A 25470-nucleotide genomic window follows, 5' to 3' on the forward strand; every position below is an offset into this window, starting at 1 on the left:
AATGGTGCAGCGGTGTCGCCTACCTCGCCAGCGCCCACTCGCCCACAATGCGAAACCTTGCTCCCGCATCGTCCTGCTTGAACAACGCAATGCGATCGATCGCCAGCGTCTCAAGCCCGAGCGCAGCAAACCGCGCGCGCAGCATCTCCAGAATCGGCCCGCGACGCTCCGCGTCCAGCCGACCCGTCAGCGTCATGTGGAAGCGGAATTCCTCCATCACGTAAGGGTAGCCCCAGCGATCGAGATAGTCGCGCTGCCGCTCGCTGAGCTTCTCGGGCCTGCGTCGCGCGCGATCTTCGGCCGTCAGGGCGGTGCGAAAGCCGTCGAACGCGCGGACGCAATCGGCGGCGAGCTCCTGGAGCGCATCGACCGGCTCAGCCGGAATGACCGCGATGAAGCCGCTGATGGCATCGACGACCGGGCGGATCACCGGGATCGTCCGCGCCTCGCCGGCGAAGGCCGCGCAGGCGGCCAAGAGCTCCGCCTCCGTCCTGCCCGGCGCAAGCGCCATCGGCGCCTTCAGTGTGCCGTGAAAACCGTATTTGCGGGGATCGGCGGTGATGTCGCGCCAGTCCGGCGCGAGATGCGATGCGTCGGCGGGAAAGGGCAGCTCGTTGCCGATATAGGCATCGTAACCGAGCAACTCCGCGCCGAAGCGGGAGAGGGCGCTGTCGCGGCCTGCGGAAAAATAGATCGCGTAGCGGGGGAAACTTGTCATCGTCCGAGCATAGCGGGTTTATGCCGCGACGACAGCTTCGCGCGGGGTAGCTGCCATGCCAAGCAACCGCGTCGCGTCGGTGAGATGCACGAGCTTGCCGCCCGATATCACGGCGATCAGCCGCGGCCGCAGCGGCACGTTGTCGTCGACCAGCAGAATGTCCGCGCGCCGGCCTTCCGCGAGCACGCCGCGATCGGCCAGGCCGGTCGCGCGCGCCGGCGCGGCGGAGACCAGGTTCCAGGCTTCGGTCAGCGGCAGCACGCCATCGGCGGCGAGGCGGAACGCAGCGAGCAGCTGCGCGGGATAGTAGTAATCCGAGGCCAGCACCGAGCAGAGCCCCTTGGCGATCATGTCGGATGCCTTGGTCCAGCCGGTGTGGCTGCCGCCGCGCACGACGTTCGGCGCGCCGTAAACGATGGCGTCACCGTGGCTTGCCGCCGCCCGCGCCGTCTCCTCGTTGATCGGAAACTCTGCGATCGCCACGCCCATGGCGCGAAAGCCCTCGCGCATCACCGGCGTCGCATCGTCGTGCGAGAGCATCCGCACGTCGGCGGCGCGCGCCGCCGCGGCGAGCCGCGACACCGAAGCCGGCACTTCTCCGGCGCGGGAGAGCACACGCCCGACCAGCCGGTCGAATTCCTCGCTCGACAGGCCGGTGCGCTCCACCATGCGGTTGCGCTTGCGCGGCTTGGCCATGTCTCCAACCGTGCCGTCCATGTGGTCGTTGAAGGCGAACAGGTCGACACGGCCCTCGCTGAGCCACTGGCTGATCTCGGTTTCGGCGTCGAGATTGTAAGTCTCATGGCGCAGGTGAAAGCGCGTGTCGGCGGCAAACTGCGGGCGCTGCCGTTCGATCGCCTCCATCAGACCGCGCGCATTGTCGGCGCTGCGCAGGCCCGGTTCCCACGAACAGGTCGTGGCGTGAAACACCGTGGTGATACCGTTGCTGATGGCCTGGCGGTCGCTGTCGGCGAGCGCCACGTCAATCGGAAAGTCGACCCCGGCGCGCGGCATCATCTGCCGCTCGAAGGCATCGCCATGCAGATCGACGATGCCCGGCAGGACCAGCAGATCGCGCGCATCGATCGCAAGCCGCGTCCGGCCGCGAGACGCGTCGACCTCGACGATGTCTTGTCCGGACAGGGCAAGGGACGTCTCGACGAACTCGGAGCCGATCAGGGTCCGGCCGCCCTCAAGAAGAATGTCTGTCACGCGACCGCGCTTGGTTTGCTGCCAACAGGACTGTTGAGAGAACTTCCTCGTGCTTCATATGTCGAGAGAAAATCTTCAATCCCGAGCTTGCGGAAATCGGGCATTGCTGCACGCAATTTGTCGTGATCCCAGTCCCACCAGGCGAGCCTCGCAAGCCGTCCCGCAACCTCTTCCGAGAACCGCCGGCGTACGATGCGCGCCGGATTGCCGGCGACGATGGTGTAGGCCGGAACGTCCTTGGTGACGATGGCGCCGGCCGCGATCACCGCACCGGTGCCGATGTTGCGACCCGGTAGCACGATCGCGCCATGGCCGATCCAGACGTCGTGGCCGATATGGACGTGATGCTGGCGCCGCCAGTCGAAGAATTCCGTGTCGTCGCTCTCGCCATCGAAATAGGCGCTCGACCGATAGGTGAAGTGCGCCTGCGTGGCGCGGTGCATCGGGTGATTGCCCGGATTGATCCGTGTCATCGCCGCGATCGAGCAGAATTTTCCGATGGTGGTGTAGGTGATCTGGGCGTCGTTCACGACATAGGAGTAATCGCCCATCGTTACTTCGTGCAGCATCGTGCGGGCGCCGACCTCCGTATAGGCCCCAAGCCTGGTGTCGTGCAGCTTCGCCGAGGGATCGATGGTCGGCTGGACCGAAAGAGCTTTGGCGGCCATGTTGCATCCGAACGAGAGGGCTGGCGTTTCTCTTCGAGCGGCTTGATGACAATGTCATGACGATGTGATGACAGGGGATGAGGTGTGTAGGATCGCCGCACCGCAACGTCCGTGTCACACAAGTGTCAAGCGCCGGCGTTAGCGGTGGGTCCCAGCTACTCTGGAGCCCTGCATGCTGGTGGTTGAAGGTCTGACGTGTCGCTTCGGCGTGAAAGCCGCGGTGGACGACGCTTCGTTTCAAGTCTCTCCCGGCGGCTTCGTCGGCGTGATCGGACGGTCCGGCGCCGGCAAGTCGACCCTGCTGCGGACCATCAACCGTCTCGCGATCCCTTCACAGGGTCGCATCCTGTTCGACGGCCTCGACGTCACGGCGCTGCGCGGCAAGGAGCTGCGGCAGTGGCGGGCGCGCTCGGCGATGATCTTCCAGCAGTTCAACCTGGTCGGCCGGCTCGATGTTCTCACCAATGTCCTGATGGGCCGGCTCGCGACGATGCCGGCCTGGCGCTCGCTGTCGCAGACCTGGCCCGAGCAGGACAAGGCGCTGGCGATGTCCGCGCTTGAGCAGTTCGACATCGCCCCGCTCGCAGCCCAGCGCGCCGACCAGCTCTCCGGCGGCCAGCAGCAGCGTGTCGCGATCGCCCGCGCGCTGGTGCAGCAACCCGACATCATCCTCGCCGACGAGCCGATCGCCTCGCTCGATCCCCGCAACACCAAGATCGTGATGGATGCGCTTTTGCGCATCAACAAGCATTTCGGCATCACCGTGCTCTGCAATCTGCATTCGCTCGACCTGGCGCGCAGCTATTGCGACCGCCTGATCGGTATGGCGCAGGGGCGCGTGGTGTTCGACGGCGCGCCGGCCGAGTTGACCGAGCACGTTGCGCGCGAGCTCTACGATCTCGAAGCCGCCGATGTCATGGGCGGCACGCCTGCACCGGTGCGACAAGGCATTCCGGCGCTTGGAACGGCGGCCGCCGCCTGAGCGGCGCCGCATCAGGACTCACCAGTTTTGCGTCAACCGACCTCAACCCATGAAGAGGCTATCATGATCACTCGCAGATTGATTCTTGCCGGCGCCGCCGCGCTCGCGTTCACGGCTTCAGCTTCCGCCGAGGACTGGAAAGCCAAATATCCCGAACTGACCTTCGCGGTCATTCCGGCGGAAAACGCCTCGGGCGTCACCGAGCGCTGGGCGCCGTTCATGAACTATCTCTCCAAGGAATTGGGCGTGAAGGTCACGCTGCGCATCGCCAACGACTACGCGGCCGTGATCGAAGGCCAGCGTGCCGGCAACATTCATATCGCGAGCTATGGTTCTGCCTCGTTCGCCCGCGCCCGCCTGACCGGTGTCAAGACCGACGCCTTCGCCAACGACATCAATTCCGACGGCTCTACCGGCTACTACTCGGTGTTCTTCGTCAAGGCGAACAGCGCCTACAAGAGCATCGATCAGCTCAAGGGCAAGAACCTCGGCTTGGTCGACCCGAACTCGACCTCCGGCAACAACGTGCCGCGGTTCGAGCTCGACAAGATGGGCATCGCGGACGCCGACACCTATTTCAGCAAGGTTGTCTTCACCGGCAGCCATGAGAACGCAATCCTGGCGCTGGCGCAAGGCACGGTCGACGTCGCCGCCAACCAGTGGACCAGCGACGACGATTCGACATTGGCGCAGATGCTGACCAAGGGCATGCTGAAGAATGCCGACGGCTCCGCGATGAAGAAGGACGATTTCCGCATCATCCACAAGTCGGCGCCGATCATCAATGGTCCCTATGCCTACAATTCCGACCTGCCGGAAGAGGCCAAGGCCGCGATCGCGAAGGCGTTCTTCGACGCGCCGGCCAAGGACAAGGCTGCGTTCGATCGCCTCCAGGACGGCCAGAAGAAGGGTTTTCATCCCGCGACCACCAAGGATTGGGATGGCACGATCGAGCTGATCAAGTTCGTCGATGCGCTGCGTAAGAAGAAGGCGTCCTGAGTTTCGGGACGATGCCACTGGAGCCGGGTCGATGGACCCGGCTCTTTCTCTTTAATCGACCACCTTTCCTGATCAGATGACCGTCGCGGTTTCGATCCTCCCGGAGCAGCAGCTCGCCGTGCTCAACGCCGCCTATCGCCAGGCGGTCGCGCGCAAGCGGCTCCGACTCCTGTTTGGAGCCGTGATCTTCGTCGCTGCGCTGCTTCTGGCGGCGATCGGCGCCGAAGTGAATCTGCGCACGCTGTTCACCCACTACGGCAACTTCATCAGCTATTTCGACCGCATCCTCACACTCGACAGCGGACAGCGGGTCTGGACCGATATCGGCGAATGGCTCTGGGGCTGGCAGAAATGGCTGAAGATGCTGGGCGAGACGCTGCTGATCTCCTATGTCGGCACGCTGATCGGCGCGACTTTTGCGTTCTGCCTGAACTTCTTCGCGGCCGAAAACACCTCGCCCGCGCCCTGGCTGCGGTTCGGGGTGCGGCGCCTGCTTGAATTCGCCCGCACGGTGCCCGGCATCGTGTTTGCGCTGATCTTCGTGATCGCCTCGGGCTCGGACCGATGGCGGGTGTGCTGGCGATTGCGATTCACTCCACCGGCGCGCTCGGCAAGCTGTTCTCCGAGATCGTCGAGAATGCCGACATGAAGCCGGTCGAAGGTGTCCGCTCGACCGGCGCGAGCTGGCTCGCTTGCATGCGCTTCGCTATCCTGCCGCAGGTCACCGCGGGTTATGCCAGCTACGCGCTGCTGCGCTTCGAGATCAATGTCCGGGAGGCCTCCGTGATGGGCTTCGTCGGCGCCGGCGGCATCGGCCAGGAGCTCGTCGTCGCCATCCGCAAGTTCTATTACTCCGACGTCAGCGCGATCCTGCTCACCATCATCGTCACGGTCTTCATCATCGACATCAGCACCGGCTGGCTGCGCGGCCGTCTGTTCGGCAAGGAGGCGCGGACGTGACGGGACCGGAGGAGACCGACACCGCGGCGCTTCGCGCGCGCTACCCTGATGTGTTCGACCGGCCGGCCTCGGCCCGGCTCGCCATGCCGGCGATGATCGTCGCGGCGCTCGCGATCCTGATTTATGGCCTGGTCGATCTCGATTTCTCGCCCTCGCGCTTCGTCGCCGGCCTCAGCCAGCTCGGCTGGATCAGCCTGATGATGATCCCGCCGGATCCCGGCTCGTCACTGCCGATCTATCTGAAGGCGCTGGGCGAGACGCTGTCGATCGCGCTACTCGGCACGACGCTGGCCGCACTGTTCGCGCTGCCGGTCAGTCTTCTTGCCGCGCGTAACGTCGTGCCGTCGAAGCTCCTGCGCTTTCCGATCCGCCGCTTTCTGGATTCGATCCGCGGCGTCGACACGCTGATCTGGGCGCTGGTGTGGATCAACGTGGTCGGGCTTGGCCCGTTTGCCGGCGTGCTCGCCATTGCCGTGTCCGATTTCGGCGCGTTTGGAAAACTGTTCTCGGAGGCGATCGAGGGCGCCGACCAGAAGCAAGTCGAAGGCATCCGCGCCTCCGGCGGCAGTGCGCTGCACGAGATTCGCTTCGGCCTGCTGCCGCAGGTCCTGCCCGTGATCGCCGGGCAGGTGCTCTATTTCATCGAGTCGAATACGCGCTCGGCCACCATCATCGGCATCGTCGGCGCCGGCGGCATCGGCCTCCAGCTTGCCGAGCAGATCCGCGTGCTGGAATGGCAGAAGGTCTCGTTCCTGATCCTGATGATCCTGGTCGCGGTCGCCGCGATCGATTTCGTCTCGGGCAAATTGCGTTTTGCGATCATCGGCCGAAGGGCAGTGGCGTAACTTTCTTCCTTCTCCCCTTGTGGGAGAAGGTGGCGCGAAGCGCCGGATGAGGGGTCTGCATCTGCAGATTCAGATCACTGCGTGCGGAGACATACCCCTCACCCGTCTCGCCGCTATCGCGGCGAGCCACCCTCTCCCGCAAGGGGAGAGGGGGAGAACAACCCGCTCACCCGTTCTCCACCAGAAATTCCACCCGCTCTGCGGCAAATCGCGAATGCTTGGTGACCAGCGGCTTGCCGTCGAGATCGTGGTCGGTGGCGTCGACCACCAGGATCGGCCGTCCCAGCGCCAGATCGAGCCGTGCGGCGTCGGTTGCGTCGACGATGCCGGCGGTGATCCGCGTCGCGCCGCGGCGATAATCGCGGACGCCGTAATGCTCGAGCAATTTCGTCATCGAGCGGGTCGCGGCAAAGACGTCGCCCGCACCCGGGAACAGCTGCGCCGACAGCCAGGTCGTGGAGACGCAGATCGGCGTGCGGTCGGCGAGGCGCATCGCCTCGATGCGGACCAATGGTGCGCCGGTCTTCAATCCAAGTTCCCGCGCGAGTTCGCGGGTCGCGACATCATCGGACGCCTCGATCAACCGGCCATGCGGTTCGCGGCCGTCGGCGCCGACGATCTCGGAGAAGCGGGTCCGCGAGCGCAGTGGATAAGCGAGCTTCTGCGCCTCGACATAGGTTCCGCTGCCGCGCTCGGCCCGCACGATGCCGCGCTCGGCAAGGGCGGCCAGCGCGCGTCGCACGGTGTGGCGGTTCACGCGATAGGTTTCGGCGATCTCCACCTCGCCCGGCAGCTTGTCGCCGGCCGCAAAGCGGCCGTCGGCGATGCCGCGCTCGATGCCGTCGGCAACGAGGCGCCACAACGCGACGCCGGAGGAGGCTGTGTCCTGCATGCTCATGTGGCTTGGAAGCTACTCCAGAAATCACGCCTTTGTCACGAAACAGTCATGGCGCTCCGGTATCAAGTTGTCTAGTATCATAGACAACTTGGATTCGGCAAGTTCTGCAGAAAAGTCGGTGGATCTGGTGACCCAGCACAACAATCAGCAAGCCCAGCGCAAGGCCGCAATGGCCGTGCTGGCGCACGCGGAGGCGGGCGAGATCGCCGCTCGCCTCCGCGCACTCGCTTTGCCGGCGCATCAGGATCTGCGCGCACCGGAAAACGGCCTCGTCATGCTGCGCGGCCGGGTCGGCGGCGACGGCGCGCCGTTCAATCTCGGCGAAGCGACGGTGTCGCGCGCCGCGGTGCGGCTTGCGAGCGGCGAGGTCGGTTTCGGTTACACGCTCGGTCGCGACGGCGAGAAGGCGCGGCTGATCGCGCTGTGCGATGCGCTGGTGCAGTCCAGCGATTTCGGCGCCGCGGTGGAGCGGGACATTATCGCGCCGTTGCGTGAGCAACTGATGGTCAGGCGCAAGCAGGCGGCGGCCGAGACCGCCGCGACGAAGGTTGATTTCTACACCATGGTGCGCGGTGAGGGGTGAGATCATGACCACGATTGCGGAACTGCCGCCGGGGTTCGCCGACAAGGTGCTGTCGGCGCAATCGACCTTTCGCTCGGTGATGGACGCGATGGCGCGGCCGGGCTCGGTCCGGCGCATCGTGCCGACATCAGGGGCGCCTCACACGATGATGCGCGGCACGGCCGCGATCGCGTTGACGCTGTTCGACCACGACACGCCGCTCTGGCTCGATGCGCGCATGTCTGAGAGGTCCGACGTCGTGAAATGGCTGAAATTCCATACCGGCGCGCCGGTGGTGCCGGATTCTTCCATCGCAAGCTTCGCGCTGATCAGCGACGGCGGGGCGCTGCCTTCGCTCGAGCGTTTCGCGCTCGGCACCAGCGAATATCCGGATCGGTCGACCACATTGATCCTTCAGGTCGAGAGCCTGGACGGAGGACGCGGCTTCGAGCTGCGCGGTCCCGGCATCGACGGCGTCGCCACGCTCCAGGCGTCGATCAAGCCGTACGACCTGTTCGATCGCCTGCGCGTCAACGAAGCGCTGTTTCCGCGCGGCGTCGATGTGGTGCTGGTCGCCGACGATGCCGTGGTTGCGATCCCGCGCACCACGCGTGTCGTGAGCAAGGGAAGCTAAGCATGTATGTCGCAGTCAAAGGCGGCGAACGCGCCATCGAGAACGCCCACCGCCTGCTCGCCAGTGCGCGGCGCGGCGACCAAAGCGTGCCGGAAATTTCCCTCGACCAGATCTCGGAGCAGCTCGGCCTCGCCGTGGACCGCGTCATGAGCGAAGGCTCGCTCTATGACCGCGAGCTCGCGGCGCTCGCCATCAAGCAGGCGCGCGGCGATCTGATCGAGGCGATCTTCCTGGTCCGTGCCTTCCGTGCCACGCTGCCGCGCTTCGGCGCCAGCGAGCCGGTCGAGACCGGAGCGATGCGGGTGCAGCGGCGGGTGTCCTCGACCTTCAAGGACATTCCCGGCGGCCAGATTCTCGGCCCGACCTTCGACTATACCCACCGCCTGCTCGATCCCTCGCTCGCCGAAGGCTTTGTGCCGGAGCAGCCTGCGACGGCCGAAGCATCCACGGTGCCAACGCCGCGGGTGACGGATATCCTCGGCCGCGACGGCCTGATCGAGCCCTCGCCGCAAGCGGAAGAGGGCGCGAGCGTCGGCGATCTCACCCGCGAGCCGCTGAATTTTCCCGCGGACCGCGATCTGCGTCTGCAGAACCTCGCGCGTGGCGACGAAGGTTTTCTGCTGGCGATGGGCTATTCCACCCAGCGCGGCTACGGACGCAACCATCCCTTCGCCGGCGAGATCCGCTTCGGCGAGGTCGATGTCGAATTTTCGGCGGAAGACGTCGGCTTCGCCGTGCCGCTCGGCTCGATCGAGCTCACCGAGTGTCAGATGGTCAACCAGTTCAAGGGCTCCGCGACCGAAGCGCCGTGCTTCACGCGCGGTTATGGCCTCGCCTTCGGCCAGAGCGAGCGCAAGACCATGTCGATGGCGCTGGTCGACCGCGCGTTGCGTGCGCGCGAGCTCGGCGAAGAGACACTCGCCCCTGCGCAAGACGAAGAATTCGTGATGTCGCATTCGGACAACGTCCAGGCGACCGGCTTCGTCGAGCATCTGAAGCTGCCGCATTATGTCGACTTCCAGTCCGAGCTCGGCCTGTTGCGCAAGCTGCGCAAGGAATTCACTGAAGCCAATGCGCCTGACGCCATGAAGGAGGCCGCGGAATGAACGCGCCCGCCTACAATTTCGCCTATCTCGACGAACAGACCAAACGGATGATCCGCCGCGCGATCCTCAAGGCGATTGCGATTCCCGGCTATCAGGTGCCGTTCGCCAGCCGTGAAATGCCGATGCCCTATGGCTGGGGCACCGGCGGCGTCCAGGTCACCGCCGCGATCCTCGGGCCCGAGGACGTGCTGAAGGTGATCGACCAGGGCTCCGACGACACCACCAACGCGATCTCGATCCGCAAATTCTTCGCCAAGACCGCCGGCGTCGCCACGACGACCGCGACTGAAGATGCGACCGTGATCCAGACCCGTCACCGCATTCCCGAGACGTCGCTGCACGAAAATCAGGTGCTGGTCTATCAGGTGCCGATCCCCGAGCCTTTGCGCTTCCTCGAGCCGCGCGAGACCGAGACACGGCGCATGCATGCGCTCGCCGAATATGGCCTGATGCACGTCAAGCTCTACGAGGACATCGCCCGCTTCGGCCACATCGCGACGGCTTACGCCTACCCGGTGAAGGTCAATGCGCGCTACGTGATGGACCCATCGCCGACGCCGAAATTCGATAATCCCAAGATGGACAATTGCCCGGCGCTGCAATTGTTCGGCGCCGGCCGCGAAAAGCGCATCTACGCGATCCCGCCCTATACGCAAGTCGTGTCGCTCGACTTCGAGGACCATCCCTTCGAGCCGTATCGCTTCAACGCGCCCTGCGCGCTATGCGCCGCGGAAAATTCCTATCTCGACGAGATCGTCACCGACGACAAGGGCGGACGCATGTTCGTCTGCTCCGACACCGATTATTGCGAGGGCCGCCAAGCCGCCGGCCATCACGGCAGCCTCAGCGCCGCGCCGTACAAGGACAAGGCGCAGGAGGCATCGAATGGCTGATCAAGACATGCTCGAGAACGACCAGCCGCTGCTCGTTGCCGAGTCGCTCAGCAAATCCTATGGCCGCATCGCCGCGTGCCGCGATGTCTCGTTCTCGCTCTATCCCGGCGAGGTGCTGGCGATCGTGGGGGAATCCGGCTCGGGCAAATCGACGCTGTTGCAGCTCCTGTCCGGTCAGCTCGCCGCCAGCGGCGGGCACGTCTCCTATCGGATGCGCGACGGCGTCATCCGCGATCTCGCTACGCTGGGCGAGGCCGAGCGGCGATTCCTGTTCCGCACCGATTGGGGCTTTGTCCACCAGGACCCCGCGCAAGGGTTGCGCATGGCGGTCTCAGCCGGCGCCAATGTCGGCGAGCGGCTGATGGCGGTGGGGTGGAATCATTACGGCCGCATCCGCGATACCGCGTCGGACTGGCTGACCCGCGTCGAGATCGACATCGCACGCATCGACGATGCGCCGCGGACCTATTCCGGCGGCATGCGCCAGCGTCTCCAGATCGCCCGCAATCTCGTCACCGAGCCGCGGCTGGTGTTCATGGACGAGCCGACCGGCGGCCTCGATGTTTCCGTTCAGGCCCGTCTGCTCGACCTCGTGCGCAGCCTGGTCGCCGAGCTGCACCTCGCGGTCGTCATCGTCACCCATGATCTCGCGGTCGCGCGCCTGCTGTCGCACCGCGTGATGGTGATGAAAGGCGGCCGCGTCATCGAGACCGGCCTCACCGACCAGGTGCTCGACGATCCCCGCGAGCCCTACACCCAGCTCCTCGTCTCCTCGATTCTGCCGCCATGAGCCTTCCAGGAAGAGTTTTTCAATGACCGCCATGATTGACGTCGCCAACGCCAACAAGACCTTTACGATGCACCTGCAGGGCGGCATCGAATTGCCAGTCGTCAGCGGCGTGACCTTTCACGTCGATCCCGGCGAATGCGTCGTGCTGTCGGGGCCATCCGGCGCCGGAAAATCCTCGATCCTGAAGATGATCTTCGGCAACTACCGCTGCGATTCCGGCCGCATCGGCATCCGCCATCGCGGCGCGCTGGTCGATCTTGCCACCGCCGAGCCGCGGCAGGTCCTCAACATCCGCCGCGCGACCATCGGCTATGTTAGCCAGTTCCTTCGCGCGGTGCCGCGCGTCGCCACCGTCGACGTGGTCGCCGAGCCGCTGATCGTCAACGGCCTGGCGCGCGCGGAGGCGCAAGCCCGTGCCGGCGAATTGCTGCATCGGCTCAATATCCCCCAGCGACTCTGGCAGCTGCCGCCCGCGACCTTCTCCGGCGGCGAGCAGCAGCGCGTCAACATCGCGCGCGGCTTCATCTCGGATCTGCCGATCCTGCTGCTCGACGAGCCCACCGCCTCGCTCGACGCCGCCAACCGCGCCGTCGTGGTCGAGCTGGTCGCCGAAAAGAAGCGCCAGGGCGTCGCCATGGTCGCCATTGTCCATGACGACGAAATCCGTCATCAGATTGCCGACCGCATCGTCGACGTCACCAGCTTCGCCGCCGCGGCCTGAAGGAAATGGACATGAACGCCAAGAAGGACATCGTGATCGCCAACGCCAGGATCGTGCTGGCGGAGCGCGTGATCGAGCAGGGCTGGATTGCCCTCGCCGATGGGCGCATTGCCGAGATCGGCGAGGGCAGGGCGCCCACGGGGGCAGAGGATGCCGGCGGCGATCTGATCATGCCCGGCTTGATCGAGCTCCACACCGATCACCTCGAGGCGCATTACGTGCCGCGGCCAAAAGTGTTCTGGAATCCGGTCGCCGCCGTCGTCTCCTACGACGGCCAGCTCGCGACCTCAGGCATCACCACGGTGTTCGACTCGCTCCGGGTCTGGCGCGAGGACGGCGCCGAGGAAGTCGACGGCCGCGCCGGCACGCTCGCCGCCGCGATCACGACCGCGCGCGACGCCGACCTGCTGCGCGCCGATCACTTCCTGCATCTGCGCTGTGAAATCCCGATGCCGAGCGTGGTCGAGGAGGCCAGGGAGCTGATCGACCGTCCCGACGTGCGGCTGATGTCGCTGATGGACCACACCCCCGGCCAGCGCCAGTTCCGCGACGAAGGCAAGCTGCGCGACTATTACCGCGGCAAGGGCGGCGGCAAGACCGACGCCGAGCTCGACCAGCTGTTCGCGAAGCGCTTCGAATATCAGAAGGCCTACGCCGCGACCAACATGCGCGAGATCGTGGCGCTGGCACATCAGTACAAGATCCCGCTGGCGAGCCATGACGATACCACCGAGGAGAACGTCGTGGACGCCGTGCGCGATGGCGTTTCGGTGGCGGAGTTCCCGACGACGCTGGAGGCCGCGCGCGGCCTGCACGAGGCCGGCATCGACATCCTGATGGGCGCGCCGAACGTCGTGCGCGGCGGCTCGCATTCAGGCAACATCGCCGCCGTCGATCTCGCCCGCGAAGGCCTGCTGGATATCCTGTCGTCGGATTACATTCCCTCGAGCCTTTTGATGGCTGCGCTGCATTTGCCCGAGCATGTGCCCGCCATCAGTCTTGCGGCGGCGATCCGCACGGTGACGAAGGCGCCTGCGGAGGCCGTCGGCCTGTCCGACCGCGGCGAAATCGCGGTCGGCAAGCGTGCCGATCTGATCCGCGTGCATGTTGCGGGCAGCGTCCCTGCGGTCCGCAGCGTCTGGCGCGAAGGGAGCCGTGTCGCATGAGCGAGACCGTCACCTCGGCGGGACAGACGGCGGGCGCGATCGGGCCCGGGCGGCTCGTGCTCGTGGTCGGTCCCAGCGGTGCCGGCAAGGACACGCTGCTGCGGCTGGCGCGGGCAGCATGCATCGAGGACCACGACATCGTCTTTCCGCGCCGTGTCGTGACCCGCGAATCCTCCGCCGACGAAGACAATGTCGCGGTGAGCCCTGACGAATTCCGTCGCGCGCGCGAGCATGGCGAATTCGCCGTGCATTGGGAGGCGCATGGGCATTGCTACGCGCTGCCGCTCGACCTCAACGACGATATTCGTGCCGGACGCGCCGTCGTGGCCAACGTTTCGCGCACGGTGATCGGCGCGCTACGCCAGACCTATGCAAACGTCGTGGTGGTCGTGATCACTGCGCCGCCGGATGTGCTGGCGCAGCGGATCGCCGCCCGCGCCCGGCACAGTGACGGCAATATCGTCGAACGGCTGGCGCGTAGCGTCGAAGACGCATCGGCGCAGGCCGATGTCACCATCCTCAACGCGGGCAGTGCGGAGTATCACGGCCGCCAGCTTCTGCGCGTGATCAAGAATCAGGGCTGGCACGAATAGCCGGCGCAAGAAGGAGACTGGAATGTCGGTGATCGAAACGGTCGAGCAGCTGGAGGCCATCTACGGCGTCACCAACGACGCCTCGACCGTGAAAGTCGCCGACCACGTCACCCCGCTCTATCGCGTCTTCATCGAAAAGGCCCCGTTCGCCGCGCTCGCCACCATCGGACCCGAGGGGATCGACTGCTCGCCGCGCGGCGATCTCTCCGGCTTCGTCCGCATTCATGACCCGAAGACGCTGATGCTGCCGGACCGCCGCGGCAACAACCGGGTCGATTCCTTGCGTAACATCGTGCGCGATCCCAGGGTATCGCTGATGTTCCTGATCCCCGGCTCGGGCAATGCGGTCCGCGCCAATGGCCGGGCGCATCTTTCCATCGATCCCGAACTGCTGGCCTCGTTCAAGGTCGACGGCAAGGCGCCGCGCAGCGTCATGGTGATGAATGTCGACGAGATCTACTTCCAGTGCGCCCGCGCCATCGTCCGCTCCGATCTCTGGAATCCCGACAAGCGCATCGACCCCAAGACGCTGCCGACGCCCGGCCAGATCCTCGCCGAGATGAGCGAGAACAAGGTCGGCGGTGCGGAATACGACCGCGCCTGGCCGGAGCGCGCCGCCGCGACGATGTGGTAGCTCTCTCTTACCCTCTCCCCTTGTGGGAGAGGGTGGCTCGCCGCAACAGCGGCGAGACGGGTGAGGGGTCTCTCTCCGCACGCGACTCTCTTGCTTCAGGATTCGCCGAGGCAACCCCTCATCCGGCGCTTCGCGCCACCTTCTCCCGCAAGGGGAGAAGGGAAGGAGGGGGAGAACGTGTTCTCCGAACGGGGCCGGCGCGCGAACTGATCAACTCCGGCGGCGCGCCCTGGTGCGTGCCGCCTTCTTTGCGGCGGTGGAGCGGGCCTTGGCACCCTTGGTGCGACTTGCCTTGCGCGCGGTAGCCGAACGTGACGCGGCGGATCGCTGACTCGCTGCACGCTTGCCCTGCTTCGCCAGTGCGCTGCGCGATGCGGTCGAGCGCGGCTCCTTCTTCAAGACCTTTTCGACGGCCTGCGACACGCGCGGCCGGCGCTTCGGGGTGCGTTTGCCCTGACCGACCTCATAGGCATATTTGGCGCTACGACGCGTCGCCTTCTTGGCGCGACCCTTGCGCGGTGGCGGCAGATCGACGCCGGCGCGGCGCGCTTCGGACAGACCGATGGCGATGGCCTGTTTCGTCGAGCGCGCGCCATGCTTGCCCTTGCGGATCTTGTCGATCTGGTCCTTGACGAATTCGCCGGCCTGCGTGCTTGCGGATTTTCCGGCACGCTTGTCTTGCCTGGCTTTGCGAATGACTTCCTGTCTTGGCATGGGTCCAGTTCCCTCTGGAATTCACAGGGATATCTGACCGCAACGCGCAAGATGGACGATTGATCCTGTCAGTTCCGTAGCGCAGCCAGCAGTTCATCCGGGCGTTCGGCCATGATCATGTGGCCGGCGCCCGGCACCACGACGGTCTTCGCATGCGGGATCGCCGCCGCGAGTGCCTTGCCGGCCTTCACCGGCGTCATCATGTCCCGCTCGCCGAGGATAAGCGTCGTGGGCACCTTCACGCTCCCGGCGGCGGCAAGCGCATTCGCGTAAGCATTGCAGGCGGACAAATCCCGGAACAGCACGCCCGGCTCGCAGTGTTTCAAGACGGCCTGCGCCCCGCCATGCATCCACAGGCCCGGCGCGAGGCTGCCACCGAGCTCGGCGTTGAAGCCGAGGCCCCAGATCGAGACCATGTCGTTCGCATCCTGCGAATTGGCTTCTGCCGCTTTCAGCAGATCCGGGCCGACCGTCATGGTCGCGGCCGTGCCGATCAGGCTGAGGGCGGACACCTTGTCGGGGTGACGTGCGGCCGTCTCCAGCGAGATCAGCGATCCCATGGAATGGCCGATCAGATGCGCTTTCGTCGCTCTGGCCGCATCGAGCAGCGCCGCCGTCCAGTCGGCCATCTCGGCGATGCTTGCGAGCGATGGTCCGGGCGAACGGCCGTGGCCGGGCAGATCAGGCGCCAGCACGCCAAAGCCGTGATGGGCGAACCAGCGCGTGTGCAGCGCCCAGGTCGAATGATCGAAGCCGGCGCCATGGAGGAAGACGACTGCGGGCAGGGATCTGTCGAAGTCGCGGCCGCCGGTTGCGACCAGCACCTCGGCGCCGTTGACGGAGAGCTTCATGGTGTCAGACCTTTTGCGAGATGCGCAGCGCCTGCGCGAGATCGTCGATGATGTCGCTGGCGGTCTCGATGCCGACCGAGAGCCGCACCAGCTCCTCGCCGATGCCGGAGGCCTTGAGCTGCTCGGCGTCCATCTGCTGGTGCGTGGTTGACGCCGGGTGGATCACCAGCGTCTTGGCGTCACCGACATTGGCGAGATGACTGATCATGCGCAGCGATTCGATGAACTTGCGCCCCGCGGGCCGCCCGCCCTTGATGCCGAAGGAGACGATCGAGCCGGCGCCGCGCGGCAGCAATTGCTTTGCGAGCTGGTAGTCCGTGTGGTCCTCCAGCGAGGGATGCAGCACCCAATCCACGGCCTTGTTGGCTTTCAGCGCTTCCAGCACGAGGTGCGTGTTCTGGATGTGGCGGTCCATGCGCACGCCGAGCGTCTCCACGCCCTGCAACAGCTGGAACGCGTTGGTCGGCGACAGGCAGGCGCCGAAATCACGCAGGCCTTCGGTGCGCGCGCGCATGATGAAGGCGGCGGTGCCGAACTGCTCGTCGAAGACGATGCCGTGATAGCCGCCATAGGGCTCGGTCAGCACGCCGAATTTTCCGGATGAGCGCCAGTCGAAACGGCCGCCGTCGACGATGGCGCCGCCGATCGCGATGCCGTGGCCGCCGATCCATTTGGTTGCCGAATGCATGACGATGTCGGCGCCGAGTTCGATCGGACGGCTGAGGTAGGGCGTGGCAAAGGTGTTGTCGATCAGCAGTGGAATCTTCGCGTCATGCGCGATCGCGGCGACCTTCGGAATATCAAGCACTTCGAGCCCGGGATTGCCGATGGTCTCGCCGATCACCAGCTTCGTGTTCGGCGTGATCGCCGCGCGGAAGGCGTCGAGATCGCGCGGTTTCACGAACGTTGTGGTGATGCCGAAGCGCGGCAGCGTGTGCGCCAGCAAATTGATGGTGCCGCCATAGAGCGAGCTCGACGCCACGATATGGTCACCGGCATTGAGCAACGTCGCGATGGCGAGATGCAGCGCGGCCATGCCGCTCGCGGTGCAGATCGCGCCGACGCCGCCTTCCAGCGCCGCAAGCCGTTCCTCGAGCACACCTGTGGTCGGATTGGAGATGCGCGTGTAGATGTGGCCGGCGCGCTCGAGATTGAACAGCGCGGCGGCGTGATCGGAATCCTGGAACACGTAGGACGTGGTCTGGTAGATCGGCACCGCGCGGGCGCCGGTCGCGGGATCCGGATGCTGGCCCGCATGCAGGCTCAGGGTCTCGAAGGCGGGCGGTTTTGGCGCGGGCATGCGTGGCCTCGTTGCTCGGTCGGCGGAGGCGGCTCTTGTGCCATAAAACGGAGCGCGAAGTCAGCCCATTGACAGCGCCGTATCGTCGGTGCGCTCCCTCGCCCCGTTCTTACGGGGAGAGGGCTGGGGTGAGGGGCCTCTCTCCGCACGCGAGATGGTCGAGAGACCTGTACCCCCTCACCCGGATCGCAAGAGCGATCCGACCTCTCCCCGCAAGCAAGGAGAGGTGAAGCGGCACCGTCAGCGCTATCCAGTATTCCCCCGGATCGCCTGCTCGATGATCCGCGCCTCCCGCAGCAAAATCTCCGCCACCTCCTGTTCGCGACGCGGGCCGAGCCTCGTCCGAACGGCGGAGACGGTCATCGCGGCGGCGGGGCGGCCGTCGGGGGTCTTGATCCAGGTCGAGATCGATTTCGTGCCCTGCACGAGACCAATTTCCCTCATGCCATATCCCAGCCGTCTTGCGGCGGTGACCTGGCCCAGCACCGTCGCAGCGTCGGTCCGGTAGGCCTCCAATCTCTTCTCATTGGCTGCGACGATTTTCCGGGCGTCCTGGGCCGGCATCGCGGCGAGGATGGCAACGCCTGCGCTGGAGACGCCGAGCGGCCGGCGCGCGCCGACCTCGATCGACAGCACCTGGATCGGATAGATTCCGATCCTGCGATCGACGCACAGCGTGTCGTTGCCGGTCCGCACCGTCAGGAACAGCGTGTCTCCGATCTCGGTCGAGGCGCGTTGCAACGACGGATTTGCGGCGATCAGCAGCCGCGACGGCCGGGCCCGTGCGAGCGCGAGCTCCGGCACCTGGTTGCCGATCGCGTAGCGGCCGGTCCTGTCATGCCGTTCGACGATGCCTTCCTCGATCAGCACGTGGACGATGCGATGCACGGTCGGGCGGGTGAGGCCGGTCGCCCGCACCACTTCGGCCAGCGGCACGCCGTCTTCGCGGCCCGCGGCGAGAATGCGCAGCACCGCGAGCGCGCGCCGGATCGCCTGCGCGCCCTGTCGCGGTTCGGTGATGCGGCGGGGGAATTTTGCAGAAGTGGTCTTGTCCATAATATGGACAAGAACGCCACAATTCACTCGACAGGTAAAGCGCGCATCTGGAGATTGCGCTCCGAATCGAGATGCCGTGTACGATGTTCGGGGCACTCGACGTAAAATTGGAAGCGCCGCCGGGAGGTTAACATGAGATTAATCTGGATTGCCATAGCTGCCGCAGCGGCGATGTTGACGGGACCGGCGTCGGGCCAGCAATGGCCGGCGCGCAACGTCAAGCTGATCGTGCCCTATCCGGCCGGCGGCAATGTCGACAGCGCCGCGCGCATCATCGCCGACAAGCTTCAGGAAAAGCTCGGCCAGCCCTTCATCATCGAGAACAAGGCCGGTGCCGGCGGCATGATCGCGGGCGAGGCCTTCGCGAAGTCCGCGCCTGATGGCTACACGCTGTTCGTCGGCGCCAACGGCCCGGTGCTGTTCGCGACCGAGATCAACAAGCGCGACGTCTATAGCTGGAAGAAGGACTTCCTGCCGATCACGACGATCTCGATGACGCCGCTGGTGCTCGAGGTGCATCCGTCGGTGCAGGCGACGAATTTCAAGGAATTCATCGACCTCGCCAAGCGCGAGCCGGGCAAGCTGACGATGGCCTCGCCCGGTCCCGGCACCACCAACCATTTGCTCAGCGAGCTGATGCAGTCCAGCCTCGACCTGCAGTGGGTCACCGCGCACTATCGCGGCAATGCGCCTGCGGTCAACGATCTCTTGGGCGGGCAGGTGCAGTTCGCGTTCGACCAGCTCACCGTCAGCCTGCAGCACATCAAGGCCGGCCTGTTCCGGGCGCTGGCCGTCACCAGCCCGCACCGTCTGAAGTCGCTGCCTGACGTGCCGACGTTTGCCGAGCTCGGCTACAAGGATTTTGACGGCCAGACCTTCACCGGCCTGTTCGCACCGGCAGGCACGCCGGCGCCCGTGATCGACAAGCTGCACGAAGCGCTGACCGCGATTCTGAAGGATCCCGCCGTGGTCGACAAGTTCGAGAAGCTCGGCGGCGAAGCCGTCGCGATGACGCCCGACGAATTCAAGGCCTATCTCGAGCGCGAGGACGCCAAATGGATTCCGATCGTGCGCAAGGCCAACATCAAGGCGGATTGATCGATGCGGATCGACCCCACCGAGCTCGGCGCCGAGCGCATCTACCGGCTGATGACCGGCATCGTGGTGCCGCGCCCGATCGCCTGGGTGACGAGCCTGTCCCGCGCGGGCGTGCTCAACCTCGCGCCGTTCAGCGCCTTCACCTTCGTCTCGCAGAAGCCGCCGATGCTGGCCATCAGCGTCGGCCGCAAGGGCGCGGACTACAAGGACACCGCGCACAACATCCTCGACACCGAGGAATATGTGATCCACATCGCCGATACCCCGCTGATGCAGGCCGTGCACGACTCATCGGTCGAGCATCCGCCTGAGATCAGCGAGGTCGCGGAGCTTGGCCTTGAGACGATCCCGAGCGAGCGCATCAAGGTGCCGCGTCTTGGCATTGCACCCGTCGCGATGGAATGCCGCTTCCGGCAGTGCCTCGAATTCGGCGACGCCCGCAGCCGTCTCATCGTGGGGGAGGTCGTGATGTTCCACCTGCGCGACGGCCTCGTGAACGACGGCAAGGTCGAGACTGCGGCGCTCGATCCGATCGCGCGCATCGGCGGGCCGCGCTATGCCCGGCTCGGCGACATCGTGACGCTGCGCGGCGTGTTCCAGACTCCCAAATCGAAAGACTGAACGCGCTGCCCGCGCGCGCCTCAAGACCATTGGAGAACGACCATGCGACTCCTAAGTTATCTCCTGGACGGAGAGCCGCGCTATGGTGCCGCCATCGAAGGCGGTGTCGTCGATCTGACCCGGCGGATCGGCCGCGACTTCTCCGATGTGAGGGCGCTGATCGCAGCCAATGCGCTGGCCGACGCGCAGGAAGCCGTCGCCGGACAAAAGCCGGACTATGCACTCGACGATCTCGTGCTGCTGCCGCCGGTGCTGGCGCCGGAAAAGCTCTGGTGCATCGGCGTCAATTACGCCGAACGCAATGCGGAGTATAAAGACAGCTCCGACCTGCCCAAATATCCCAGCCTGTTCGTGCGCAGCATGTCCTCGATGACAGGCTCCGGTCAGCCGTTGGAGAAGCCTCACGTCTCCGAGCAGCTCGATTACGAAGGCGAGCTCGTCATCGTGATCGGTCAGGGCGGCCGCCACATTCCGCGCGAAAAGGCCTGGGCGCACATCTTCGGCATGACCTTGTGCAACGAGGGCACGATCCGCGACTGGCTGCGCCACGGCAAGTTCAACGTTACGCAGGGCAAGAATTTCGACCGCTCCGGCAGCATCGGTCCCTGGATCGTCACGTCGGACGAGCTCGACCCGCGCGGGCCTCACGACATCGTCACGCGCGTCAACGGCGAGATGCGGCAGCAGGACACCACCGAACGGCTGATGTTCCCGTTCGACTTTCTGATCTCCTATCTCTCCACCTTCGCCACCCTGAAGCCCGGCGACATGATCGTGACGGGCACGCCGACCGGGGCAGGCGCCCGCTTCGACCCGCCGCGCTGGCTGAAAGTCGGCGACGTGGTCGAGGTCGAATCCAGCCGCATCGGCGTGCTGCGCAACACCGTCGCGGCGGAGAGTTAAGCCATGCTGGATACTCCCACGATCGAACGCCTTGCCGCGCGGCTCGACGAAGCCGAGCGCAGCAAGACGCTGATCACGATGTTCACCAAAGACTATCCCGATTTCAGCATCGAGGATGCCTATGCCGTTCAGCGCGCCTGGACCAAACTTCAGATCAGTCGCGGTCGCGTCATCAAAGGCCACAAGATCGGGCTGACCTCGAAGGCGATGCAGAACGCGGTCGGCATTTCCGAGCCGGATTACGGCGTGCTGTTCGCCGACATGTTCTATGCCGATGCCACGCCGATTCCGTTCGACCGCTTTCACGCGCCGCGGATCGAGGTCGAGCTCGCCTTCGTGCTGAAGGCGCCGCTGCGTGGGCCCGATTGCACCATCTTCGACGTGCTCAACGCCACCGACTACGTCACGCCGGCGCTGGAAATCCTGGAGACGCGCATGCACCGCGTCGATCCCCAGACGGGCAAGGCGCGAAAGGTCATGGACACGATCTCGGACAACGCGGCGAACGCCGCGCTGGTGCTCGGCGGCCGGCCGTTCCGTCCGATGGACGCGGACATGCGCTGGATCGGCGCGCTGCTGTTCCGCAACGGCGAGGTCGAGGAAACCGGGCTTGCCGCCGGCGTGCTCAATCATCCCGCCAACGGTATCGCCTGGCTCGCCAACCGCCTTGCGCCGCATGACGAGAATCTCGCCGCCGGCGAGGTGGTGCTGGCGGGATCGTTCACGCGTCCGGTCGGCATCCGTCGTGGCGACACGTTTCATGCCGATTATGGCGCGTTCGGCTCGGTGTCGTGCCAGTTCGTCTGAACCAACACCAAAGAGGGAGCGCATCATGACCGGTCACACGCGGCGCAAGAGCATCCATATCGGCGGCTTCAAGCACGCCAACCCGATTCCGAATGCCTGCCGCATCGGCAATCTCGTGATGTCGGGCGTCATCCTCGGCCGCGATGCGGCTGGCGCGATGCCCGAGAGTCTCGACGCGCAATGCGCCAACATGTTCGCGCATATGAAGGCGACGGTCGAGGCTGCCGGCGGCACCACGGACGACATCATCAAGATGACGGTGTGGCTGAAGGACCGCAACGACCGCGCGCCCGTGAATGTCGAGTGGCTAAAAATGTTTCCGGACGAGCATTCACGCCCGGCGCGCCACGCGCTGCCGATGGACAACATGGATGGCGGCGCGCTGGTGCAGTGCGACTTCACCGCAATGATCGACTGAGGGAGCCTGCCGCATGCCGACCTATCTGCCGTTCGACCCGAACCCGCGCCGCCCGGTCAAGGCGCCGCCGCCCAAGACCGTCGACAGCCAATTTCACGTGCTGGGTCCGATCGAGAAATATCCGGAGCGACCCGGTGCGGCCTACCGGATGCCGACGGCGACCTGGGAAGCTGCGCTGCGCGTGCACAAGACGCTCGGCATCGAGCGCGGCATCATCGTGCAGACCACCACCTACGGCGCCGATCATGCCGTCGTGCTCGACGGTCTCGCCGCGATGGGCCCGAACTATCGCGGCTGCGCCAACGCGCTGGTGTTCGCCGAGGCGAACGATTCCTATCTCGCCAAGCTTCATGATGCAGGTGTCCGCGGCGCGCGCTTCAGCTTCCGCCAGGAGCTCGGCGCCGTGCTGTCGGATGCCGATTTCGCCCGTGCCATTGCGCGCATCCGCGAGCTCGGCTGGTACGTCAAGATCCAGCCCGAGAAGGATGGCATCGTCTCCAGCGTCGCCAAATACGAAAATCTCGACGTGCCCGTGCTGATCGACCATATGGCGCGCCCCGATCCGGAAGCCGGCAGGAACGATCCGAACCTGCGCAAGATGCTGGAGCTGCTTGCCAAGGGCAATTTCTGGGTGATGTTGTCGCTCGGCGAGAAGACCTCGAAGCTTGGTGCTCCTTACGACGACGTCATCCCGATCGCGCGCGCCTATATCGAGGCGGCCGTCGATCGCTGCGTCTGGGCCAGCGACTGGCCGCACCCGGTCTCGGTGAAGCAGCCGCCCAACGACGCCGATCTGCTGGAGTTGATGTACCGCTACGCAGCCGATCAGACGGAGCTGGAGAAGATATTGGTGCACAATCCGGCCAAGCTGTTCGGCTTTCCGGATTAGGGCGACCCGTCATTGCGAGGAGCGGAGCGACGAAGCAATCCAGACTTGCTTCCGCAGAAGCACTCTGGATTGCTTCGCTGCGCTCGCAATGACGAACGCGCCATTGCCAAGTCGGCCGCGCCAGACTCTGCACTCACCCCGCCAGCCGATCCCGCACCCCGGCTGCGATCTCGAACGAGCGCAGCCGCGCGGCGTGGTCGTAGATCTGCCCCGTCGTCATCAGTTCGTCCGCGCCGGTCTCCGCGATCAGCGCCTTCAGCCTCTCTTCCACCACGGCAGGCGAGCCGACCGCCGAGCAGGATAGCGACTGGCCGACCATCGCCTTTTCCGCCGGCGACCACAGCGCGTCCATGTCGTCGACGGGCGGCGGCAGCGGGCCGGGCGTGCCGCGGCGCAGATTGATGAACTGCTGCTGCAGCGATGAGAACATGCGCTGCGCGTCCGCCTCGCTATCGGCGGCGAACACGTTGACCCCAACCATCGCATAGGGCTTGTCCAGCTGTGCCGAGGGTTCGAACCGCGCGCGGTACTCCCGCAGCGCCGGCATCATCATCTGAGGCGCGAAGTGTGAGGCGAACGCGAATGGCAAACCGAGCATGCCTGCGAGTTGCGCGCCAAAGGTGCTGGATCCCAGGATCCACAGCGGCACCTTCGTCCCCATGCCCGGCACGGCGCGGATCGTCTGGTTCGGCTTGACGTCGCCGAGCAGCGCCTGCAGCTCCAGCACGTCCTGCGGGAAATTCTCGGAGCTGGTGGCGAGGTCGCGCCGCAGCGCCCGCGCGGTGAACTGGTCGGTGCCCGGCGCCCGCCCGAGCCCGAGATCGATCCGCTCGGGATAGAGCGAGGCCAGCGTGCCGAACTGCTCGGCGATAACCAGCGGCGAATGGTTCGGCAGCATGATTCCGCCGGAGCCGACCCGGATGGTTTTGGTGCCGCCCGCGATATGCCCGATCACCACCGACGTCGCCGCGCTCGCGATACCCGTCATGTTGTGATGCTCGGCCAGCCAGAACCGCTTGTACCCCCAGCCTTCGGCGTGCCGGGCCAGATCGAGCGAATTGCGGAACGCCTGCGACGCATCGCCGCCTTGGCGGATGGGCGCGAGGTCGAGCACGGAGAAGGGGATCATGGGCGGGTCCGGATGGAGCGTGCGATGGGAAAGTGAACTCGACATGTAGGGGCCGGCCGCAGGAATACCAGCCGAAACGATCATGATGCTGCGCCGCCTCCCTTACGCGGAGGCGAAGTCCTTGCTGCTGACGCATGCGGCAAATGCGCCTGCACTGAAACCGCGGGCCGCATTGCGGCGTTGCCGGCCGGTTTGATCGATGGCGACGATTTTCGTTTCGGGGCCTTTCTTTGGACAGATTCAACATCGGCGTTCATGTCGTTGCGCTGGCTGCGGCCTTCGCGCTCGCCGTTCCCATTGGTTGGGACCGCGAGAAGCGGGCGCGAAGCGCGGGCTTGCGCACCTTTCCGCTGGTCGCAATGGCAAGCTGCGGCTTCGTGCAGGCCAGCGAAAGCCTGCTCGTGCATTCGCCTGACGGCATGGCAAAAGTGATCGAGGGCCTCATCACCGGCATCGGCTTCATCGGCGGTGGCGCTATTCTCAAGCAGGGGACTTCGGTGCAGGGCACCGCGACTGCCGCGAGCCTCTGGGCGACCGGCGCCATCGGCGTCTCCGTCGGGCTCGGCGCTTACGATGTCGCGGTGACGGTCGCCGTATTCACGTTCCTGACGCTTCGCTTGTTGACGCTGGTGAAGGAAGAAGACGATCATTGATGGCGTGTGCGAGCGGCCTGCACCCCCGTTCACAACACCGTCATTGCGACCGATCATGCGCCTCGCCTCCACTGGGCACCTCGCGCTGGTTGTTGTAACCTCAGTGCAGAAAATCGTCTGGTCGCCAATCGCGCCGTCGCAAGGAGGAATGACATGACCTCGGTCGTACTCAGTCGCCGCAACCTCCTCGTCGCCGGCGGTTCCATCCTGGCAGCCGGAACCTCCAGCCTGCTGCTGCCTGCCCGCGCGGACGGCCTCGCCCCGACCGATTCGATGTCGGGCGGGGCAAACAACTACCGCAAGGGCGCGGCGATCGTGGACCGCATCGGCAAGGGCGGCTTCTGGATGAGCGGCACCGTGCGCCGCGCCGGCGACGGGGCGCCGCTCGCAGGCCAACGCATCCAGATCTGGGCGCACACCACCGAAGGGCAGGAGCACGAACCGCAGAGCCATGGCGCCACGCTCACCGACAAGGACGGCAAGTTCCGGCTCGAGATGCCGCAGATCATTCCCATCTTCGGCCAGCCGCATGGCCATCTCGCCTATGACAGCGGCGAATTCAAAACCGTGTTCCTCCGGCCGGTGATGCGGAGCGCGAAGGAAACCAGCCTCGAAGCGCACTTCGTGCTGCAGCCGGCCTGATCGCATTG

The 25470-nt window shown here is 65.5% G+C and carries 29 protein-coding genes and 1 pseudogene; 21 read left to right on the plus strand and 9 right to left on the minus strand.

Going from position 1 to position 25470, the window contains the following annotated elements; translation table 11 throughout:
- Positions 1–19: 19 nt before the first annotated feature.
- From AC0L3U_RS22380 to AC0L3U_RS22390, 3 genes are read right to left on the minus strand one after another with little or no spacing between them, the layout of a single operon-like run.
- Entirely contained in the window at positions 20–718 is a 699-nt protein-coding gene (locus AC0L3U_RS22380; RefSeq protein ID WP_473363227.1) for a DUF1045 domain-containing protein, read from the minus strand.
- Between the two features lie 18 nt (positions 719–736).
- On the minus strand, positions 737–1930 hold the full coding sequence (locus tag AC0L3U_RS22385) for an alpha-D-ribose 1-methylphosphonate 5-triphosphate diphosphatase (protein WP_473363228.1): 1194 nt from the start codon (positions 1928–1930) through the stop codon (positions 737–739).
- Entirely contained in the window at positions 1927–2598 is a 672-nt protein-coding gene (locus AC0L3U_RS22390) for a transferase hexapeptide repeat family protein (RefSeq protein ID WP_473363229.1), read from the minus strand. Before AC0L3U_RS22390 ends, AC0L3U_RS22385 begins: the two co-directional genes overlap by 4 nt.
- 172 nt (positions 2599–2770) lie before the next feature.
- Between AC0L3U_RS22390 and phnC the strand changes: the two genes are divergently transcribed.
- The 4 genes and pseudogenes from phnC (at position 2771) to phnE (AC0L3U_RS22410) (ending at position 6384) form a co-directional block, all read left to right on the plus strand.
- On the plus strand, positions 2771–3580 hold the full coding sequence (phnC, locus tag AC0L3U_RS22395; RefSeq protein WP_473363230.1) for a phosphonate ABC transporter ATP-binding protein: 810 nt from the start codon (positions 2771–2773) through the stop codon (positions 3578–3580).
- Between the two features lie 63 nt (positions 3581–3643).
- The gene (phnD, locus tag AC0L3U_RS22400; protein WP_473363231.1) at positions 3644–4579 is read left to right on the plus strand and encodes a phosphonate ABC transporter substrate-binding protein; all 936 of its coding nucleotides are present in this window, start codon (positions 3644–3646) and stop codon (positions 4577–4579) included.
- 76 nt (positions 4580–4655) lie between these two features.
- Positions 4656–5539: pseudogene (phnE, locus tag AC0L3U_RS22405) on the plus strand (phosphonate ABC transporter, permease protein PhnE).
- Between the two features lie 83 nt (positions 5540–5622).
- Complete coding sequence (phnE, locus tag AC0L3U_RS22410) at positions 5623–6384, plus strand: phosphonate ABC transporter, permease protein PhnE (protein WP_473363338.1); 762 nt, start codon at positions 5623–5625, stop codon at positions 6382–6384.
- 166 nt (positions 6385–6550) lie between these two features.
- Here the strand turns inward: phnE (AC0L3U_RS22410) and phnF are convergent, their stop codons facing one another.
- A complete protein-coding gene (phnF, locus tag AC0L3U_RS22415) occupies positions 6551–7282 on the minus strand; it encodes a phosphonate metabolism transcriptional regulator PhnF (protein WP_473363232.1) in 732 nt (243 codons plus the stop codon).
- Positions 7283–7400: 118 nt separating this feature from the next.
- Here phnF and phnG point away from each other — a divergent pair, with 118 nt between their 5' ends.
- The 9 genes from phnG to AC0L3U_RS22460 are packed head-to-tail and all read left to right on the plus strand — an operon-like array spanning position 7401 to position 14381.
- A complete protein-coding gene (gene phnG / locus AC0L3U_RS22420) occupies positions 7401–7865 on the plus strand; it encodes a phosphonate C-P lyase system protein PhnG (RefSeq protein WP_473363339.1) in 465 nt (154 codons plus the stop codon).
- Between the two features lie 4 nt (positions 7866–7869).
- Complete coding sequence (phnH, locus tag AC0L3U_RS22425) at positions 7870–8478, plus strand: phosphonate C-P lyase system protein PhnH (protein ID WP_473363233.1); 609 nt, start codon at positions 7870–7872, stop codon at positions 8476–8478.
- A gap of 2 nt (positions 8479–8480) precedes the next feature.
- Complete coding sequence (locus AC0L3U_RS22430; RefSeq protein ID WP_473363234.1) at positions 8481–9584, plus strand: carbon-phosphorus lyase complex subunit; 1104 nt, start codon at positions 8481–8483, stop codon at positions 9582–9584.
- Positions 9581–10477 carry an alpha-D-ribose 1-methylphosphonate 5-phosphate C-P-lyase PhnJ gene (locus AC0L3U_RS22435; RefSeq protein WP_473295202.1) on the plus strand — a complete coding sequence of 299 codons (897 nt, stop codon included), beginning with the start codon at positions 9581–9583 and terminating at the stop codon, positions 10475–10477. Before AC0L3U_RS22430 ends, AC0L3U_RS22435 begins: the two co-directional genes overlap by 4 nt.
- Positions 10470–11267, plus strand: a complete 798-nt coding sequence (gene phnK / locus AC0L3U_RS22440) for a phosphonate C-P lyase system protein PhnK (protein ID WP_473363235.1) — start codon at positions 10470–10472, stop codon at positions 11265–11267. Before AC0L3U_RS22435 ends, phnK begins: the two co-directional genes overlap by 8 nt.
- Positions 11268–11289: 22 nt before the next feature.
- Positions 11290–11988, plus strand: coding sequence for a phosphonate C-P lyase system protein PhnL (gene phnL, locus AC0L3U_RS22445; RefSeq protein ID WP_473363236.1), 699 nt, complete (start codon positions 11290–11292; stop codon positions 11986–11988).
- 11 nt (positions 11989–11999) lie between these two features.
- Positions 12000–13154, plus strand: coding sequence for an alpha-D-ribose 1-methylphosphonate 5-triphosphate diphosphatase (locus AC0L3U_RS22450; protein ID WP_473363237.1), 1155 nt, complete (start codon positions 12000–12002; stop codon positions 13152–13154).
- Positions 13151–13747, plus strand: coding sequence for a phosphonate metabolism protein/1,5-bisphosphokinase (PRPP-forming) PhnN (phnN, locus tag AC0L3U_RS22455; RefSeq protein WP_473363238.1), 597 nt, complete (start codon positions 13151–13153; stop codon positions 13745–13747). Before AC0L3U_RS22450 ends, phnN begins: the two co-directional genes overlap by 4 nt.
- A 22-nt stretch (positions 13748–13769) precedes the next feature.
- Complete coding sequence (locus tag AC0L3U_RS22460) at positions 13770–14381, plus strand: pyridoxamine 5'-phosphate oxidase family protein (protein ID WP_473264408.1); 612 nt, start codon at positions 13770–13772, stop codon at positions 14379–14381.
- A gap of 210 nt (positions 14382–14591) precedes the next feature.
- Here AC0L3U_RS22460 and AC0L3U_RS22465 read toward each other — a convergent pair whose 3' ends face one another.
- The 4 genes from AC0L3U_RS22465 to AC0L3U_RS22480 form a co-directional block, all read right to left on the minus strand.
- Positions 14592–15095, minus strand: coding sequence for a DUF6496 domain-containing protein (locus AC0L3U_RS22465; protein ID WP_473363239.1), 504 nt, complete (start codon positions 15093–15095; stop codon positions 14592–14594).
- Between the two features lie 68 nt (positions 15096–15163).
- Complete coding sequence (locus AC0L3U_RS22470) at positions 15164–15946, minus strand: alpha/beta fold hydrolase (RefSeq protein WP_473363240.1); 783 nt, start codon at positions 15944–15946, stop codon at positions 15164–15166.
- 4 nt (positions 15947–15950) lie between these two features.
- Complete coding sequence (locus tag AC0L3U_RS22475; RefSeq protein ID WP_473363241.1) at positions 15951–17246, minus strand: O-acetylhomoserine aminocarboxypropyltransferase; 1296 nt, start codon at positions 17244–17246, stop codon at positions 15951–15953.
- A gap of 246 nt (positions 17247–17492) precedes the next feature.
- Positions 17493–18302, minus strand: coding sequence for an IclR family transcriptional regulator (locus AC0L3U_RS22480; protein ID WP_473363242.1), 810 nt, complete (start codon positions 18300–18302; stop codon positions 17493–17495).
- Positions 18303–18434: 132 nt separating this feature from the next.
- On the opposite strand from AC0L3U_RS22480, the gene AC0L3U_RS22485 reads away from it, so the two are divergent.
- The 6 genes from AC0L3U_RS22485 to AC0L3U_RS22510 are packed head-to-tail and all read left to right on the plus strand — an operon-like array spanning position 18435 to position 23038.
- Positions 18435–19400, plus strand: a complete 966-nt coding sequence (locus tag AC0L3U_RS22485; protein WP_473363243.1) for a Bug family tripartite tricarboxylate transporter substrate binding protein — start codon at positions 18435–18437, stop codon at positions 19398–19400.
- 3 nt (positions 19401–19403) lie between these two features.
- A complete protein-coding gene (locus AC0L3U_RS22490; protein ID WP_473363244.1) occupies positions 19404–20021 on the plus strand; it encodes a flavin reductase family protein in 618 nt (205 codons plus the stop codon).
- 42 nt (positions 20022–20063) lie between these two features.
- Positions 20064–20924, plus strand: a complete 861-nt coding sequence (locus tag AC0L3U_RS22495; RefSeq protein WP_473363245.1) for a fumarylacetoacetate hydrolase family protein — start codon at positions 20064–20066, stop codon at positions 20922–20924.
- A 3-nt stretch (positions 20925–20927) separates the two neighbouring features.
- Positions 20928–21731, plus strand: a complete 804-nt coding sequence (gene hpaH, locus AC0L3U_RS22500; RefSeq protein ID WP_473363246.1) for a 2-oxo-hept-4-ene-1,7-dioate hydratase — start codon at positions 20928–20930, stop codon at positions 21729–21731.
- Positions 21732–21756: 25 nt separating this feature from the next.
- Complete coding sequence (locus AC0L3U_RS22505) at positions 21757–22149, plus strand: RidA family protein (protein ID WP_473363247.1); 393 nt, start codon at positions 21757–21759, stop codon at positions 22147–22149.
- A gap of 13 nt (positions 22150–22162) precedes the next feature.
- Positions 22163–23038: an amidohydrolase family protein gene (locus AC0L3U_RS22510; RefSeq protein ID WP_473363248.1), complete on the plus strand. Its 876-nt coding sequence runs from the start codon at positions 22163–22165 to the stop codon at positions 23036–23038.
- Between the two features lie 133 nt (positions 23039–23171).
- On the opposite strand, the gene AC0L3U_RS22515 is transcribed toward AC0L3U_RS22510, so the two are convergent.
- Complete coding sequence (locus AC0L3U_RS22515; RefSeq protein ID WP_473363340.1) at positions 23172–24167, minus strand: LLM class flavin-dependent oxidoreductase; 996 nt, start codon at positions 24165–24167, stop codon at positions 23172–23174.
- A gap of 230 nt (positions 24168–24397) precedes the next feature.
- Between AC0L3U_RS22515 and AC0L3U_RS22520 the strand changes: the two genes are divergently transcribed.
- Both AC0L3U_RS22520 and AC0L3U_RS22525 read left to right on the plus strand, forming a co-directional pair.
- Complete coding sequence (locus AC0L3U_RS22520) at positions 24398–24820, plus strand: MgtC/SapB family protein (RefSeq protein WP_456767371.1); 423 nt, start codon at positions 24398–24400, stop codon at positions 24818–24820.
- Positions 24821–24973: 153 nt separating this feature from the next.
- Positions 24974–25462 carry a peptidase associated/transthyretin-like domain-containing protein gene (locus AC0L3U_RS22525; RefSeq protein WP_473363249.1) on the plus strand — a complete coding sequence of 163 codons (489 nt, stop codon included), beginning with the start codon at positions 24974–24976 and terminating at the stop codon, positions 25460–25462.
- Positions 25463–25470 lie beyond the last annotated feature (8 nt).

It is taken from the genome of Bradyrhizobium sp. Kon69 (genome assembly GCF_055807515.1).